The sequence below is a fragment of the Methylobacter sp. BlB1 genome, assembly GCF_015476545.1.
In the GTDB taxonomy this organism is placed as follows: domain Bacteria; phylum Pseudomonadota; class Gammaproteobacteria; order Methylococcales; family Methylomonadaceae; genus Methylobacter.
On the sequence record NZ_JADMKV010000005.1, the window covers coordinates 67,817 to 82,860 of the forward strand.

The 15,044-nt window shown below is 47.5% G+C and carries 18 protein-coding genes; 5 read left to right on the forward strand and 13 right to left on the reverse strand.

The annotated features are described in order from the left end of the window. Positions 1-106: 106 nt before the first annotated feature. From kdsB to IT781_RS03720, 12 genes are all read right to left on the reverse strand, one after another. Positions 107-877 (reverse strand): 3-deoxy-manno-octulosonate cytidylyltransferase, encoded by a 771-nt coding sequence (kdsB, locus tag IT781_RS03665; RefSeq protein ID WP_194968778.1) that lies wholly within the window; start codon positions 875-877, stop codon positions 107-109. Beyond that, positions 874-1,065 (reverse strand): Trm112 family protein, encoded by a 192-nt coding sequence (locus IT781_RS03670; RefSeq protein WP_194968779.1) that lies wholly within the window; start codon positions 1,063-1,065, stop codon positions 874-876. Before IT781_RS03670 ends, kdsB begins: the two co-directional genes overlap by 4 nt. Next, positions 1,058-2,056 (reverse strand): tetraacyldisaccharide 4'-kinase, encoded by a 999-nt coding sequence (lpxK, locus tag IT781_RS03675; RefSeq protein ID WP_194968780.1) that lies wholly within the window; start codon positions 2,054-2,056, stop codon positions 1,058-1,060. Before lpxK ends, IT781_RS03670 begins: the two co-directional genes overlap by 8 nt. Then, positions 2,053-2,490 carry a biopolymer transporter ExbD gene (locus tag IT781_RS03680; RefSeq protein ID WP_194968781.1) on the reverse strand — a complete coding sequence of 146 codons (438 nt, stop codon included), beginning with the start codon at positions 2,488-2,490 and terminating at the stop codon, positions 2,053-2,055. The genes lpxK and IT781_RS03680 overlap by 4 nt, the downstream gene beginning before the upstream one ends. Next, on the reverse strand, positions 2,487-3,107 hold the full coding sequence (locus IT781_RS03685) for a MotA/TolQ/ExbB proton channel family protein (RefSeq protein WP_194968782.1): 621 nt from the start codon (positions 3,105-3,107) through the stop codon (positions 2,487-2,489). Before IT781_RS03685 ends, IT781_RS03680 begins: the two co-directional genes overlap by 4 nt. 81 nt (positions 3,108-3,188) lie before the next feature. Then, positions 3,189-4,346 carry an MFS transporter gene (locus IT781_RS03690; RefSeq protein ID WP_194968783.1) on the reverse strand — a complete coding sequence of 386 codons (1,158 nt, stop codon included), beginning with the start codon at positions 4,344-4,346 and terminating at the stop codon, positions 3,189-3,191. A gap of 73 nt (positions 4,347-4,419) precedes the next feature. Further along, complete coding sequence (gene aroC, locus IT781_RS03695; RefSeq protein ID WP_194968784.1) at positions 4,420-5,508, reverse strand: chorismate synthase; 1,089 nt, start codon at positions 5,506-5,508, stop codon at positions 4,420-4,422. Continuing rightward, positions 5,508-6,440 carry a 50S ribosomal protein L3 N(5)-glutamine methyltransferase gene (gene prmB / locus IT781_RS03700; protein ID WP_194968785.1) on the reverse strand — a complete coding sequence of 311 codons (933 nt, stop codon included), beginning with the start codon at positions 6,438-6,440 and terminating at the stop codon, positions 5,508-5,510. The genes aroC and prmB overlap by 1 nt, the downstream gene beginning before the upstream one ends. A gap of 149 nt (positions 6,441-6,589) precedes the next feature. Further along, positions 6,590-7,306: a tetratricopeptide repeat protein gene (locus tag IT781_RS03705; RefSeq protein ID WP_194968786.1), complete on the reverse strand. Its 717-nt coding sequence runs from the start codon at positions 7,304-7,306 to the stop codon at positions 6,590-6,592. A 242-nt stretch (positions 7,307-7,548) separates the two neighbouring features. Beyond that, positions 7,549-8,910, reverse strand: coding sequence for an MFS transporter (locus tag IT781_RS03710; RefSeq protein WP_194968828.1), 1,362 nt, complete (start codon positions 8,908-8,910; stop codon positions 7,549-7,551). A 628-nt stretch (positions 8,911-9,538) separates the two neighbouring features. Further along, complete coding sequence (locus IT781_RS03715) at positions 9,539-10,285, reverse strand: class I SAM-dependent methyltransferase (protein ID WP_194968787.1); 747 nt, start codon at positions 10,283-10,285, stop codon at positions 9,539-9,541. Positions 10,286-10,305: 20 nt separating this feature from the next. After that, complete coding sequence (locus tag IT781_RS03720) at positions 10,306-10,605, reverse strand: DUF1244 domain-containing protein (RefSeq protein ID WP_194968788.1); 300 nt, start codon at positions 10,603-10,605, stop codon at positions 10,306-10,308. A 116-nt stretch (positions 10,606-10,721) separates the two neighbouring features. Here IT781_RS03720 and IT781_RS03725 point away from each other — a divergent pair, with 116 nt between their 5' ends. The 5 genes from IT781_RS03725 to IT781_RS03745 are packed head-to-tail and all read left to right on the forward strand — an operon-like array spanning position 10,722 to position 13,192. Beyond that, positions 10,722-11,039: a hypothetical protein gene (locus tag IT781_RS03725; protein ID WP_194968789.1), complete on the forward strand. Its 318-nt coding sequence runs from the start codon at positions 10,722-10,724 to the stop codon at positions 11,037-11,039. A 21-nt stretch (positions 11,040-11,060) separates the two neighbouring features. Then, a complete protein-coding gene (locus IT781_RS03730; RefSeq protein WP_194968790.1) occupies positions 11,061-11,597 on the forward strand; it encodes a septation protein A in 537 nt (178 codons plus the stop codon). 3 nt (positions 11,598-11,600) lie between these two features. Further along, positions 11,601-11,903, forward strand: a complete 303-nt coding sequence (locus IT781_RS03735) for a YciI family protein (RefSeq protein ID WP_194968791.1) — start codon at positions 11,601-11,603, stop codon at positions 11,901-11,903. Continuing rightward, a complete protein-coding gene (locus IT781_RS03740; protein WP_194968792.1) occupies positions 11,900-12,169 on the forward strand; it encodes a BolA family transcriptional regulator in 270 nt (89 codons plus the stop codon). The genes IT781_RS03735 and IT781_RS03740 overlap by 4 nt, the downstream gene beginning before the upstream one ends. Positions 12,170-12,181: 12 nt before the next feature. Beyond that, positions 12,182-13,192 carry a peptidylprolyl isomerase gene (locus IT781_RS03745; protein ID WP_194968793.1) on the forward strand — a complete coding sequence of 337 codons (1,011 nt, stop codon included), beginning with the start codon at positions 12,182-12,184 and terminating at the stop codon, positions 13,190-13,192. A 37-nt stretch (positions 13,193-13,229) separates the two neighbouring features. On the opposite strand, the gene recJ is transcribed toward IT781_RS03745, so the two are convergent. Beyond that, complete coding sequence (recJ, locus tag IT781_RS03750) at positions 13,230-14,975, reverse strand: single-stranded-DNA-specific exonuclease RecJ (RefSeq protein ID WP_194968794.1); 1,746 nt, start codon at positions 14,973-14,975, stop codon at positions 13,230-13,232. Positions 14,976-15,044: the final 69 nt, after the last annotated feature.

Consider the following 15,044-nt stretch of genomic DNA (forward strand, 5'->3'; position numbering starts at 1 on the left):
AAGTATATAAGTGAAAGGTTAAAAAAACAGTCTAAAGTACTGTTGTTACTGAGCCGTGTCAACTATTTGACAAGCCACAGGCTTGATTGAAACACGAGCTGAAAGTTTAACGGTATGCGGACAATATCTGCTCCACGCGCATTAAATCTTCGGGCGTATCGACACCGGCGGCCGGCGTTTGAGCTACAACTTTTACCTGCACAGGTTCGCCATGCCACAGGATTCTAAGTTGTTCCAGAGATTCCACCGACTCGAGCGATGAGGCTTCCCATTGACAGTAACGATTCAAAAAATCGACCGTATAGGCATACATGCCGATGTGCCGAAGATAAGGCATTTTCCCGGAAGGCGTGCCGCCGGCATGCGTAAAATGCCCTCTTTCCCATGGAATGGGAGCGCGGCTGAAATAAAGCGCCAAACCGGCTTTATTCACTACAACCTTGACGGCGTTCGGATTAAAAATCTCTTCATTATCAATAATTTCAGCAGCCAGCGTGGCTATGCCCGCTTGTTGCTGGCCCGCTAATGCCGAGGCGACATCGCGAATATAAGCCGGAGGAATCAACGGTTCATCGCCCTGGAGATTAACGATGATCTCATCATGACGCCATCCGCGCAGTCTGGCGACTTCCGCAATGCGCTCCGTGCCGCTTTGATGATCCGGATTTGTCATGATGGCTTTAATGCCCAGATCGTTTACCGTCTGCAAGATTCTCTCGTCATCGGTTGCGACGATAATTTCTTCGGCATCGGCTTCCTGCGCGCGGTCACAGACATGCGCAATCATAGGTTTGCCGGCAATCTTCAATAACGGTTTGCCAGGCAACCTCGTGGAAGCATATCGTGCAGGGATAACGACTTTGAAACGTAAACTCATTGATGTAAAGCGTCAACTTCATCAAGGGTTAATTCGCGCGCTTCATCCTCAAGCATGACTGGAATGTCATCGCGAATAGGAAAAGCGAGACGATCGGCTTTACAGATTAATTCCTGTTTGGCTTTATCATAAACCAGCGGGCTTTTGCATAAAGGACAGGCCAGAATATCGAGTAGTTTTTTATCCATTGTTCTTTGCTTTTAATAAATTTAATAATCGTTCGGAAAAACCTTGTTCCAGAACTGCTTTTACCGGCACATACCAATGTTGCGAACCGGCAAAAGCGGTGCATTTTACAGCATCCTTTTCGGTCATTAATACCGGTTTATCATCATTGAACGCGATATCATGCCGCTCAAACTTATAATGATCGGGAAAGCTGCGCGTTGCGCATGAGATGCCGGCAGTGGCCAACAGATTGAAGAAGCGCTCAGGATTGCCAATGCCCGCCAACGCATGACATTCAACAGTACTGAAATCTTCCAATGATTTTTGTTGGCCCGTGGCCAGATTGATCGCACGATCTGCGATCAGTTGCATGGAATATTCTTCGTCTTCCTTTTCTGCGCCGTTAACAATCCTGAAATCGACGCTTTGCAGTCTATCTATCGGTTCTCTTAGCGGTCCGGCAGGCAGGCAGTAGCCGTTGCCAAACCGCCTTTCCCCATCAATAACGGCAATTTCGATATCTCTAACCAGCGCATAATGCTGAAGGCCATCATCCGATACGATGACATTACAGTCCGTCTGCGCCAGCAACAAATTAGCGGCGTCGGCACGGACAGGGCCTACCGCTACAGGGCAAGCCGTCTGCCTGACCAATAACAGAGCTTCATCGCCGACCAGCTCGGCATTACTGTTCTCATCAACTCTCTGAGGCCATGATTCAGCCAGTCCACCATAGCCTCGGCTAATGATGCCGGGCTTATAGCCGGCTTCTTTAAGCAATGAAGCCAATCCTATTACGAACGGCGTCTTACCGGTGCCGCCTACCGTAATATTGCCTACCACGATAACAGGAACGGGCACGGTTTGTTTTTTCAATACGCCCAGGCGATACAATAATTTGCGAAACCTGACCGCATCGCAGAACAGAAAGCCCAATGGGCAAAGCCATACGCCGATAAAATGATCTTTATACCAGATATCCTGCGCCCATCGAGCCAGTGTTTTTTTCATTTTTCTGTCTTCGATTCTTCCGTCGCGAACGAGATATGTGTAAAGCCCGCTTGGCCGGCACTGTCCAGCGCCGCAATAACAGCCTGATGAGGTGTCTTGCCGTCAGCATTGATAATAAAAGGCAGTTGTGAGGAATGCGCGGCGATTTTCTGCAATTCCTGTCTTAACGTATCTTTGTTCTGATTGACCAGTTCGTGCGGCAGACCGTCTTCACCTTCCAGATAATAAACGCCGTCCGCATCGATGATTAAGGTAACCATCTTTTCATGCGCTTCGGCTTCAGCGCCATTGGCTTCAGGCAGCTTTACATTGACTTCTGTTTGTCGGTTGAAAGTAGTGGATACCACAAAGAACAGCAGCAATACAAAAAGCACATCGATCATCGATACCAACATGATATCGACTTTTTCTCTTTTTTTCCGGTGAAAGTTCATAAAGCCTCTTCACGGTCTCCGTGCAGGATTTCCATCAGTTTTATCGCTTCGGCTTCCATGTTTACGATGTATTCATCGACCAGTCTTTCAAAATGACGGTGAAAAATCAAACTAGGAATGGCTACTACCAATCCGGCTGCCGTAGTGATTAATGCAACGGAAATACCCCCTGCCAAAACAGACGGATCGCCTCCGGCACCGCGCTGCAAAAGAGCCGAAAAGATTTCAATCATGCCGAACACTGTTCCCAGCAATCCCAATAAAGGACTGACGGCAGCGATAGTGCCCAAGGTATTAAGGAAGCGCTCCAGATTATGAACAACCTGCCGGCCAGCTTCTTCAATACATTCCTTCATGACTTCGCGTCCATGCTCGCTATTAGCCAGGCCTGCCGCCAAAATGTATCCTAAAGGCGAACTGGTCTTTAAACGATGCAGAGCCGCTTTATCCAGCTTTCCTTCACGAAATAAGTTCCATACCTGAGGAACGAGCTCCGAAGGTACGATTTTCTTCCTTTGCAAAGACCATAAACGTTCAGCAATGATACCCATTGCCCCAATTGAGCATAAAATGATTGGCAGCATCATCCAGCCGCCGCTTTTAATTACTTCAAACACGTTATTTCCTAAAATCAGTATTGTTAACTAAAAACCACATGCGTAAGTATAGGTCACACACTGTACAAGTGCTATTTTAACCTAAAGTACCTGGTGTTGAGTATTTTCAAAGCCAATCCACAGATAAGCGATCACAAAGGCCAATCCGCATGCGACGGCGGCTAATGAATAAACAAACGCCGGGCCCATGGACTCCCAGTAATAACCGCTGTAGAGGCTGCCCAGCATGCCGCCTACCCCATAACTCAGGCTACTGTATAAAGCCTGGCCTTTACCCTGATGTTGTTGGCCAAAATAAAGATATACCAAATGAATAGCTGCAGCATGGGCTGCGCCGAAGGTAGCGGCATGCAGCAACTGGGCAAGAATCAGCAACCATAACTGATCTGCATACCAAGCGATCATCAGCCATCTGCCAGCGGCCAGCACGATGCTGAGCAGCAGAATATGCCGTAATGAATAACGCTTTAATAAGCGTCTCATGTAAACAAATAACACGATCTCCGCGCAGACGCCTAAAGCCCAAAGCATTCCTGTTATCGTTGTCGAATAATGATATTGATTAAGATAAATGGAATAAAAAACATAATAAGGTCCATGAGCCATTTGCAGCAGCAGATAAACGACTAAAAAAGCTAACACTTCCGGCCTTTTCAGGATTTGCATAAGGCCGACTGGCTCGGTTTCATAACTTAAGGCATGAGCATCCGGCGTCGCTAAGGCAACAACCCAGATTAAAGCCAGCAAGATGATAATGACGGCCGGAAGCATCGATATGGGCTGTTTATCCAGCAGCCAGCCAATACCTAACACAGCGACAATAAACCCGACTGAGCCCCACAGTCTGATCTGGCTATAACGATGAGGCTCGCTTTTTAAATGAAACAACGTTACCGCCTCAAACTGCGGCAAAGCGGCATTCCAGAAAAAGCTGAACCCGATGGTGATCCAGGCAAACCCGATGTAACTGCGCTCGATTAAAAAGCCGGCAAAGAGCAAGGCAGCGAAAAATGAGGCAATGCGGATGATGCGCAGACTCTTGCCGGTATGATCGGCAATCCATCCCCACAGATTAGGCGCAATGATTTTGGTGCCAACCAACAAGGCAGACAGTTCGCCGATCTGATCGGCATTGAAGCCGCTGTCTTTCAGATAGAGGTTCCAATAAGGCAAAAAGCCGCCCAGCGTCGCAAAATAAAAAAAGTAGAACCCTGACAGACGCCAGTAAGGAATAGACATAAAGGTCTTTATTCAGGCACCACAAGACAGGGTTTCATGTCTTGTGGTGTTTGTGCTGGTCATAGATGACTGCTTATCTTAAAACCGGCAATCCGGAATGGACATCGGCATTTTGCGCCCGATGCCGTAAAAAATGATCCATCAGCACGATTGCCACCATCGCTTCGGCGATTGGCGTCGCACGAATGCCGACGCACGGATCATGACGGCCTTCCGTAACCACTTCGACGGCTTCGCCTTGACGATTGATACTTCTGCCGGGCAGACGGAGGCTCGATGTCGGTTTTAACGCGATGCTGGCGACGATGGCCTGACCGCTTGAAATGCCGCCCAAAATGCCGCCGGCATGATTGCTCAAGAATCCGTCCGGCGTGATTTCATCCCGAAACTGCGTGCCTTTGCTATCGATGCAGGCAAAGCCATCGCCGATTTCCACGCCTTTTACGGCATTGATGCTCATCAACGCATGCGCCAGATCGGCGTCGAGGCGGTCGAAAACAGGTTCGCCAAGGCCGGGCGGGACATGGGTTGCCACGACATTGACTCTGGCGCCTATCGATTCGCCTTCCTTGCGCAGAGCATCCATATAAGCCGCCATTTCCTCGATTTTGTCAGCGTCCGGGCAGAAAAAGGGATTGCTGTCGATAATATTCCAATCGATCTTTTCTATTTCTATGGGGCCCAGCTGCGACAAATAGCCTCTTATTTCAATGCCGGCCTGCTCTTTAAGGTATTTTTTGGCAATGCCGCCGGCCGCCACGCGCATGGCCGTTTCGCGGGCCGATGAACGACCGCCGCCGCGATAATCCCGGATGCCGTATTTATGCTGGTAGGTATAATCGGCATGCCCCGGCCTGAAACTATCGGCAATTTTTGAATAATCCTTGGAGCGCTGATCGGTGTTTTCAATCAGCAAGCCGATAGGCGTACCTGTGGTTTTGCCTTCGAACACGCCGGACAGAATCCTGACTTCGTCGGCTTCGCGGCGTTGGGTCGTATGCCTGGAGGTGCCGGGTTTTCTGCGATCCAGATCCTGTTGCAGATCGGCCTCAGTCAGTGATAATCCCGGCGGGCAGCCGTCAACGATGCAACCTAAAGCAGGGCCGTGACTTTCACCGAACGTGGTGACGGTAAATACTTTTCCTATAGTGTTTCCAGACATTATGCTAAAGCCGCTAAGAATAGTTCGTGATATTGGTTAACCTGTTCGGCCGTCAATAAAAATACGCCGTCGCCTCCCCGCTCGAAATCCAGCCAGTAAAACGGCACATCGGGAAATGCGTATTGCAGCGTTTCCGCGCTGCTGCCGACTTCCACGACCAAAACGCCCTGCTCCGTCAAATAGCGGCCGGCTTCAACCAGAATGCGCAGCACGATATCCAGCCCTGACTCGCCACCTTTAAAGCCCATATCGGGTTCGGCGCGAAACTCGGCAGGCAACTGTTCCCATTCGGCATGACTGACATAAGGCGGATTGCTGACGATGATGTCATAGCGCTGACCGGGCAATTCATTGAACAGATCCGACTGATACAGCGTCACCGTGTCATCGAACCGGTGTTTCGCTACATTCATTTCAGCAACGGCCAGTGCGTCGGCAGACAAATCGACCGCGTCGACATAGGCTTCGGGAAATGCATAAGCGCAGGCAATAGCAATACAGGCACTACCGGTACACAAATCCAGGATGCGTTCGACCTGATCTTCCTCCACCCAAGGATTGAACCGCTGCTCGATCAATTCGGCGATTGGCGATCTCGGCACGAGAACCCTTTCGTCGACATAAAAAGGCAGTCCTGCAAAAATGGCCTCATGAGTCAAATAGGCGGCCGGTTTTCTTTCGATGATGCGCCTGTCGATAATATCAATGACGTCCTGGCGCTCTTTCAGCGTCAAAACAGTTTCCAGATAAGCCTCAGGCAGATTATAGGGCTGATAAATAGTATGCAGAACCAGCGCCGCAGCTTCGTCCAGCGCTGTTGCCGTGCCATGGCCAAAAACGATTCCGGCTTCGGTAAATCGGCTGGCACCCCAGCGAATGTAATCGCGAATCGTGGAGAGTGTGGTTAAAACATCAGATGGAGTTGTGTTCATTGATCAATAAATAGTCAATCTCGTTAGATAAGCATCGGCCTATTTTGGGCCATAGCGAATAATCAAACCGTTTCCGGCCTAAAGCCACCGCCTTGAACAGTTCAAAGACATCGGCGGGCACATGACCGCCGATTTTGAAAATGATCGTCTTAAAAACTTGCAGCCTTGGCTCTTGCCGCTCTGGCGCCTGCGAAATCCTGCTGCATCACTTTGGCGTTTCCGATCAATAGCCAGCTTTGCCTTTTCAAACGCGCGTTTCCGGATGCCAGCAGCGCCGATTTTTTTGCCAGGTCTTCCGCTAATCGCGGTTTGGACTGTTTGAGCCTTAACTCCGCAAGCTTATAAAACAAGGCTGCATTGCGGGGTTCTATTCTGATGGCACGTTCTATAGCGGCCACTGCCGAATCAAGGTTGCCGGACTGGCTGTTTTGGTCCGCCGCGGAAACCAGAGCGCCTACCGCCGGCGACGATGATACAAACGCAACCGGTTCCAATGGCTGCATCATTTCCGTGGGTTCCGGCAAAGGCGCCGCAGGCGCCTGGACAGAAGGTACTGCAGAACCCGGAATAGCGCCCGCCCCTGGGACTGTTTCCATAGGTGTTGTTTCTATGGGCTCCATAGGCGTTGTCGTTATCGGGCCGGAGTCCTTAAGCGGTTGGGTCTCAACCGTCGGAGCGGCCGGACGTTTAGCCTGTTTGGCTTTTTTGGGAGGCTTCGGCTTGGGCGCAGGCTTAGCATAGATGTTCGGTTGGACACGAGGTTGTCCACCATATACCGGTGCTGGAGGCTGAGAGCCATAAAACTCGGCGCAGCCTGTAACCAGGATAGGCAGTGAACAAACTAAAACAAGTCGTTTAATTGGCATTAACATTTATTTATAAAAACAGCTCTTTGTAATTTGATTAGTTTTGCCGGCGAATTTCTTCATCTACGGGTTTATCTTGATAAGAAGGCATCAAACTTCTGCTTTCCGGCTTTCATTGTGTATTACCCGGATATTTCTTAGAAAAATCCTCTATTTTTTGAGATTATAAAGGTATTCCAAGTTTTCTACTAATCAAGACAGACCTTTGAATTCAATGTTGCAAGCAGCATTGCCTTACAAGATCAGGCACTGGTATAGCTTGAAATCAGATATTGCAAGCCATCCCTGTCCAGCTTCTGATTGTCAACTTTGAGGTAAGCGACTGCTTCTTCATAATGCAAGGTCACTTCTTCCACACCGACAATCTTCACCATCTCCGCCATAAATTCGTTGGCTTCCTGCTCCGTCAGTTTTTCCAGAGAAATGAGCAGATTCGCCCAATAACGCGGCGGTTTCATGCTGAGCGATAAAAGCAGCCAACTGCCGGCAGCGCCCGCGCAAAACAAAAATACGGCGCCGGCGCCAAATTCTCCATAACACCAGCCGCCTGCTGCGCCGCCGATGCCTGCGCCCAGAAACTGACAGGTTGAATAGATGCCCATCGCTGTGCCTCGCAGGTCAGCTGGCGCATTCTTGGATATTAACGACGGCAAGGTCGCTTCCAGCAGATTAAAACCGCAGAAAAACAGCCAGAGAAAGCCGACTATGGCAAACAGATTACTATTGAACTGCATCAAACCGATGTCAGCCAGCACCAGTGCGGCAATGGCGCCTATAAAGACGGTTTTCATCTTGCGCTTTTTTTCCGCCAATATGACAAACGGGATAATAGCGGCCATGGAGACAATGAATACCGGCAGATAAACCTGCCAGTGCTGTGCCGGAAGCAGGCCGGCATCGCGCATTAACAAAGGCACGATGACAAAACTGGCCGTTAAAATGGCGTGCAAGATAAAAATGCCGTAATCCAGCCGCAGTAATTCAACATTTTTCAGCACATGCGAAAATTGCGTCGGTACGAGTTCCGCATCGCGATGTGTCTTGGATTCCTGGGGATTGGGCACTATAAATAGAAGAATTAATATAGCCAGCAACGCCAGTCCCGCAATCAGCCAGAATATGCCCTGCACGCCAACAAAGCTCGCAATCACGGGACCTGAAGTAATGGCAATGCCGAAGGATACGCCGATACTGGCGCCGATCAATGCCATGGCTTTCGTGCGGTGCACTTCCTGCGTTAAATCGGCCACCAACGCCATAACGGCGGCGGCTACTGCGCCGGCCCCCTGTATGGCACGCCCCAGCAGAACGCCGTAAATAGTCGTGGACATGGCGGCAATCACACTGCCGGCAAAAAACAGCAACAAACCGATGATTATGATCTTTTTACGGCCAAACCGATCCGACATCAAACCAAAAGGAATTTGCAGAAGCGATTGGGTAATGCCGTAAATGCCGATAGCCAGACCGACTAATGAGTGTGTTGCCCCCTCAAGCTGCTCGGCAAATAACGACAATACCGGCATAATCAGGAACAAGCCGAGCATGCGGAAAGCATAAATGCTGGCCAAAGACCAGGTGGCGCGTTTTTCCGATGGACTCATCGGACTCGTAATGTCCTGCACTTGTGTCAAAACCAATTTCTCCTTTGTAATCGTTACGCTTAAAAATCTGCCATTATAACAATCATTCTGGCGCATTCATGTATTTGTGCTATGGCTCCCAGGACAAGCGCATATAAATATCAAAAAGAAAAAACTTGATCGAAAGAAAGCCCGGCTTGGCTTGGCGCTGACCATGTGGATGGCTCCCCGTTTGCCCTGACGGTCGTAAGAGCGCCGGGCCGTCTTGCCGCCATTAATCGCCACGACTTCGTCCGCCGTCAGTTTCCTGCCCCCAGGCGACAAAGCTCTCGCTCAGTTTCGCCGGCTCAAGACGCGCGATGACTCGCGCTCTGCAGTCATGCGAAGGGATGCCGTTCTACTCGGGGAGCTTTCGGCGTTGAAAAGACTTTAATAGGTCAAAGTCACGCATGATCTGGCAAAAAACCATTAATAACGTGATGATTCCCCTGTATGCAGCTTTATTAGGACAAGCTGTGGCTTTACAGCCAAAGCCTGAGCCATTACGCGGATTTAAGCTTTACCTCGGCAACCGATTGAAGCCTTATTGCCTGAATTAAAGCAAAGACAGGCATTGAATGTGCCTGTAAATACTTGTTAAGTCGCTCCCTTATTGAGCAGGTTTAATAGCCGTGACCAAGGCATTGGCTTCCATTCTGTGACTCAGGCTAACCTGTGAAAAACCGACTTCTTTTAGTTGATTTAGCGACAGCGATTCACGCATGATATGGTCTTCGGATTCATCATTTAATATGTGAATTACCCAACTCTCCAATAAATCAAGCTTATTGGCTTCCGTCAATATCTTGAAATACCCCTCCATCTCTCTCTGAACAACCCGCGTATGTATGGAAACATCGTCCAGGGCATAACGATCTCCATTAATAAGTTGCCCGCCGGGCTTTAAAACGCGGAAAATTTCCCCTATAACTCTCTGACGATAAGTATTTTGAAAATTGTGCAAAGTATAGGCGGATGCCACGATGTCAACGCTATCAGTTGCCATATTTTCTAGTGCGGTCAATGCGTCATCGCTACAAAAAAATAGCCTTTCCTTATCAGCCCATTTTTTTAGATGGTTTTTGGCTTGGTTCTGCATAGTGGGTTCGTTATCAATGCTTATTACAATTGCCGCCTCCCTGGCAGTTAATATTGATAACGTGGTAATGCCAGTTCCTCCGCCCAATTCGACAATCTTCAATTTATCTGCACTTCGAGCAGGATATTCTGTAACTGCAGCGCCTACAAGACGGCTCATTTCCGTCGCTAATGGACAGATCATATTGAGCATTTCATAGTCCTGCCCTATTACCCCGGAGAACAGCGCATCGTATTGGGATTTTTTATTACCACTCATATTAACTACTCATTTATCAGTTATGATTTTGCCTGCTGTTTACGCTCATAAGCAGCTAATTGTTCGGCTGTCGCTTCGCTTTGATATTTATCTTTCCACTCTTTATAGGGCATGCCATAAATCACTTCCCTCGCCTGCTCATAATCGATATCAACGCCCCGCTCTGCAGCCGCAGCCGCGTACCATTTTGCCAGGCAATTCCTGCAAAAATCAGCCAAAATCATTAAATCAATGTTTTGCACTTCGGTGTGTCTCTGTAAATGACTGACCAATTGCCTGAATGCAGCCGCTTCTAATTCTGTCTGTGTGTTTATATTCATGGATTTTTTCCGAAAAGTTGGCATTTTAGCAGAAACGCACATGGGGTTATGTACATTCATGAGCAAAGATTTTACAATAGCTCGTCATCATGTTTGCATAACAGACGGTTAAATATATGGAAATTCGTAGTTCATTGTTAACTTTTTCGCCTATTGGATATAACCGGCAGTCCATTGAAAGAAACAACAGCGTGCAAAACAAAGATGAAATCAGTGAACTTTCTGTTCCTATAAACTCTCATAACCATCAGTTCGGCCGGGGCCTTTCTGCCGATGAGATTAAAAAAGCATTCGATAATGCCGGTTTAACTCTAGGCTTAATAGACCAACATAATACTTATAAATCAACTGATACGCGTACTTTAAAAGCATTAAATGCTCATATACAAAATCAGTCAACCTTACTGATTACAGGAATAGACACTTATGTCTGACAACCTTCATATCCAGCTATTATGAATCAGCTTTTCGAATTCTTCCCTATCATTTTATTCTTTATTGCCTTTAAGCTTTACGATATATATGTTGCTACCGCAGTCGTTATCGTAGCCACTGTTATTCAGGTTGCCTATACCTGGTTTAAACATCGTAAAGTTGAAACCATGCAATGGATTACTTTGGCCCTGATTCTTGTGATGGGCGGCGCCACCATTTATTTACAGGATGAGCAATTTATCAAATGGAAATTATCCATTATAGAATGGCTATTCGGCCTTGCCTTTCTAGGCAGTCAATTCATTGGTAAAAAGCCTTTCGTCGAACGAATGATGTCCGGCAGTTTGACGTTGCCGGCAGTGGTCTGGAGACGGTTAAACATTATGTGGGCCAGTTTCTTTATCAGTGTCGGCTTTATCAATCTGTATGTTATGTATAATTACAATACCGATGATTGGGTGACTTTTAAAACATTCGGCGTGCCGGGGCTGATGATTATTTTTATTCTGGTACAAATGATTTTTATCTATAAATATATCCCCGAGGCAGAGGAATAAATCGTGTTATACGCAATTATCAGTGAAGATGTAGCGCATAGTCTGGAAAAAAGGATGACCGCGCGTCCTGCCCATCTTAAAAGACTGCAAGCGCTTCAGGATGCTGGAAGACTGATTTTAGCCGGTCCGCATCCCGCTGTAGATAGTGAAAATCCGGGCGAAGCCGGTTTTACCGGCAGTTTGATTGTGGCCGAGTTTGATACCCTGGAAGCAGCTCAACAATGGGCCGATGCGGACCCCTATATTGATGCAGGCGTTTATACGCAGGTCACCGTTAAACCTTTCAAAAAAGTCTTGCCTCAATGACAGTTAATATAATTAAACAATTATTAAACGATGCTTTTCATCCTGAGCTTCTGGAAATCGTAGATAACAGCTCAGCTCATGCTGGACATGCTGGAGCACGTAGCGGCGGCGGTCATTACCATGTAACAATTGTTGCCGAGGCGTTTGAAGGCAAATCATTGGTTCAACGGCACCAGCTAATCTATAAAGCGTTGGGCGACATGATGAAACATCAAATCCATGCTTTAGGCATTAATGCTCTATCACCCTCTGAACGTAAAATATAAGGAAAATAATAAATGAAAAAAAAGATTATCCCTTTACTGCTTGCTGGTACAGCACTGGTTTCGATTTCAGCTTGCAATGAACAAAAAAGTACTGATGCCACACCTGCCGCTCCCGTTGTTGACAAAGCAGATGCCGTTGCCGTCGTAAACGGAAAATATATCAGCAAAAAAACACTGACAGACTTGGAAGGTGAAGTTGCCGAACGTGCGCACGGGCAGACTTTTCCTAAAGATAAATTAATAGAAGAATTGATCCAACGTGAGTTACTGGTTCAGGAAGCCGTAAAAAAAGGGCTTGATAAATCGCCTGAGGTTGTAGAACGTCTTGAAACTCTAAAGAAATCATTACTGTCGCAAGCCGTTCTGCAGGATTACTTAAAAACCAATCCGGTCACCGAAGCCGAAGTTAAAGCTGAGTACGACAGCAAAGTTGCCGCTGAGAAAGGCAATGAATATAAAGCGCGCCATATTTTAGTCAAAACTGAAGCTGAAGCTAAAAAGCTGATTGAAAAATTAGACAAAGGCGCAAAATTTGACGAACTGGCAAACAAAAACTCTATAGATAAATCATCTCAAGGCGGTGATTTGGGCTGGTTCAGTGCTAATCAGATGGTGGCGCCTTTCTCTGAAGCGGTAGAAAAACTGGAAAACGGCAAATACACTAAAACACCGGTACAGACACAGTTTGGCTGGCATGTTATTTTAAGAGAAGACTCACGTCCTGTAACACCACCTCCTTTGGAAGCGGTAAAAGAACAGCTGACACCTTATCTGCAACGCAAAAAAGTCCAATCCATGATAGAAAACCTGCGTAAGCAGGCGCAAGTAGAAGTTCTGGTTCCGACAACAGAAGAAAAACCAAAAGCTGAAGGCGCTGAACCGGCCGCGCCTGCTGGCGAGCCGGCAACTACAGAGCAACCAGCTACTCAACAACCAGCAGCTGAACCTGCAAAGCCAAGTGACGCCCCTGCTGAGAAGGCCGCACCTGAAGCGGAAAAACCAGCTACTACAGATAAAAAATAACCCACGTGTCAAAAAAGGGCGGTTTTTCCGCCCTTTTTTATGCTATTTTTTCCATGTATTGCAAAATAAACTGAACGTTGCGATTCCCTCTGAATTCGTTAATATCCAATTTATAAGCTATCCTGCAAGATCTCAGGCCCAACCATTGTTCAGGATGATCCACATAAAAAGCGATAGCATCAATTAACTGCTCGGTATCTGGCTTTCTGAGCACCAGTTTAAGATGGCGCTGGCCGACGACACGAGATTGAATGACATCAAAAATTCCGTCGAACACTGGCTCCGGAAACTCCTGCCCCCAGGTACCTGCGTTTTGCAATAGAGCGGCAAATTCAATCGAGATGTCATTTTCGGATAGCTCGCCATCCGAATAAATCTTTAGCTCCAGATCAACATTCGCCAGACGCTTTCTCACCATTTCGTCAAAGGCTAGAGCAAAAGGCGGATAATCGTGCATTTTCAAACTTAAACCGGCCGCCATGGCGTGACCACCAAACTTGCTTAATAACTTAGGATGCTCGGCGGCAATATCGCTCAGCACATCACGGATATGAACGCCAGGAATAGAACGTGCGGAACCTTTTATTTCATCTTTGCCGGCCGAAGCAAAAGCGATAACAGGTCGATGCAATCTGTCCTTGATTCGTGACGCTAAAATGCCAATCACGCCCTGATGCCAGTCCGCATTAAACAGGCAAACCCCGGCAGGCAAATGATTTTCATCCAGGGTTTTCATTTCCCTCAATAAAGCAACCGCTTCCTTTTTCATTTGGCCTTCAATTTCCCGCCGATCATTATTCAGATCATCGAGCTGAAGTGCTATTTCTTTGGCATGAGCCGGATCTTCGGTTAACAGGCACTCAATGCCTAATGACATATCATCCATGCGCCCAGCTGCATTGAGTCTCGGCCCTAATGAAAAACCCAGATCCGACGAACTGATTGATTGAGCTTTTTTGCCTGATACTTCAATCAGCGCATTCACCCCAGGATGCGCGCGCCCCGTGCGTATCCTTAATAATCCTTGATAAACCAGTATTCGGTTGACTCGGTCCAGCGGAACCACATCGGCAACTGAACCTAGAGCCACATAATCAAGCAACTGAGCGAGATTAGGCTCCTGGATCTGATGCCTCTCGAACCAGTTTTGTTCTCTTAAGCGGCTACGCAGCGCCATTAACACATAGAAAATCACTCCGACACCTGCCAGCGCGCCACTCGGAAATTTATCGTCGGGTAAATTGGGATTGACGATAGCATCAGCAGCCGGAAGCTCATGCCCAGGCAAATGGTGATCCGTTACCAGAACCTTTAATCCAGAAGCCTTAGCCACTTTAACACCATCAATGCTTGATATGCCATTATCAACAGTAATGATAATGTCGGGCTTTTGCTGTTTGACCAGTTCTACAATTTCCGGCGTCAATCCATAACCGTATTCAAACCGGTTGGGGACTATAAATGAAACCGACCCTGCCCCCAGTAATTGCAGGCCCTTGACAGCCACTGCGCAACTGGTGGCGCCATCTGCATCGAAGTCGGCTATGACAGAAATTCTCAGCCCTTCATTAATCGCGTTGATTAGATGAGCAACCATATCCTCCATGCCCGATAACAACCACGGCGATGGCAATTTTGCCAGCGTTCTATCCAGATCAGCTTCCGATGTTAAGCCTCTGGCTAAATAAATACGTTCCAATATGGGATGAAGCTCGCCGAATTGTGGACGTTTTTTGCCTATGGGTCTGGCAACAATGGTTTTCTTTACGTTTGGATAATACATGAGTTACAGCAATCAGCAGAGCTTGCGCTATAGCGTTTTAAAATATTTTTCTTAGGCGAGATAATTAAA

Coding starts and splice junctions, on each gene's coding strand:
- recJ (WP_194968794.1), bottom strand. CDS start 14,975: ATGTATTATCCAAACGTAAAGAAAACCATTGTTGCCAGACCCATAGGC.
- IT781_RS03680 (WP_194968781.1), bottom strand. CDS start 2,490: ATGAACTTTCACCGGAAAAAAAGAGAAAAAGTCGATATCATGTTGGTA.
- IT781_RS03705 (WP_194968786.1), bottom strand. CDS start 7,306: ATGCCAATTAAACGACTTGTTTTAGTTTGTTCACTGCCTATCCTGGTT.
- kdsB (WP_194968778.1), bottom strand. CDS start 877: ATGAGTTTACGTTTCAAAGTCGTTATCCCTGCACGATATGCTTCCACG.
- IT781_RS03710 (WP_194968828.1), bottom strand. CDS start 8,910: ATGAGTCCATCGGAAAAACGCGCCACCTGGTCTTTGGCCAGCATTTAT.
- IT781_RS03725 (WP_194968789.1), top strand. CDS start 10,722: ATGGAAATTCGTAGTTCATTGTTAACTTTTTCGCCTATTGGATATAAC.
- IT781_RS03720 (WP_194968788.1), bottom strand. CDS start 10,605: ATGAATATAAACACACAGACAGAATTAGAAGCGGCTGCATTCAGGCAA.
- prmB (WP_194968785.1), bottom strand. CDS start 6,440: ATGAACACAACTCCATCTGATGTTTTAACCACACTCTCCACGATTCGC.
- IT781_RS03715 (WP_194968787.1), bottom strand. CDS start 10,285: ATGAGTGGTAATAAAAAATCCCAATACGATGCGCTGTTCTCCGGGGTA.
- IT781_RS03730 (WP_194968790.1), top strand. CDS start 11,061: ATGAATCAGCTTTTCGAATTCTTCCCTATCATTTTATTCTTTATTGCC.
- lpxK (WP_194968780.1), bottom strand. CDS start 2,056: ATGAAAAAAACACTGGCTCGATGGGCGCAGGATATCTGGTATAAAGAT.
- IT781_RS03690 (WP_194968783.1), bottom strand. CDS start 4,346: ATGTCTATTCCTTACTGGCGTCTGTCAGGGTTCTACTTTTTTTATTTT.
- aroC (WP_194968784.1), bottom strand. CDS start 5,508: ATGTCTGGAAACACTATAGGAAAAGTATTTACCGTCACCACGTTCGGT.
- IT781_RS03670 (WP_194968779.1), bottom strand. CDS start 1,065: ATGGATAAAAAACTACTCGATATTCTGGCCTGTCCTTTATGCAAAAGC.
- IT781_RS03745 (WP_194968793.1), top strand. CDS start 12,182: ATGAAAAAAAAGATTATCCCTTTACTGCTTGCTGGTACAGCACTGGTT.
- IT781_RS03740 (WP_194968792.1), top strand. CDS start 11,900: ATGACAGTTAATATAATTAAACAATTATTAAACGATGCTTTTCATCCT.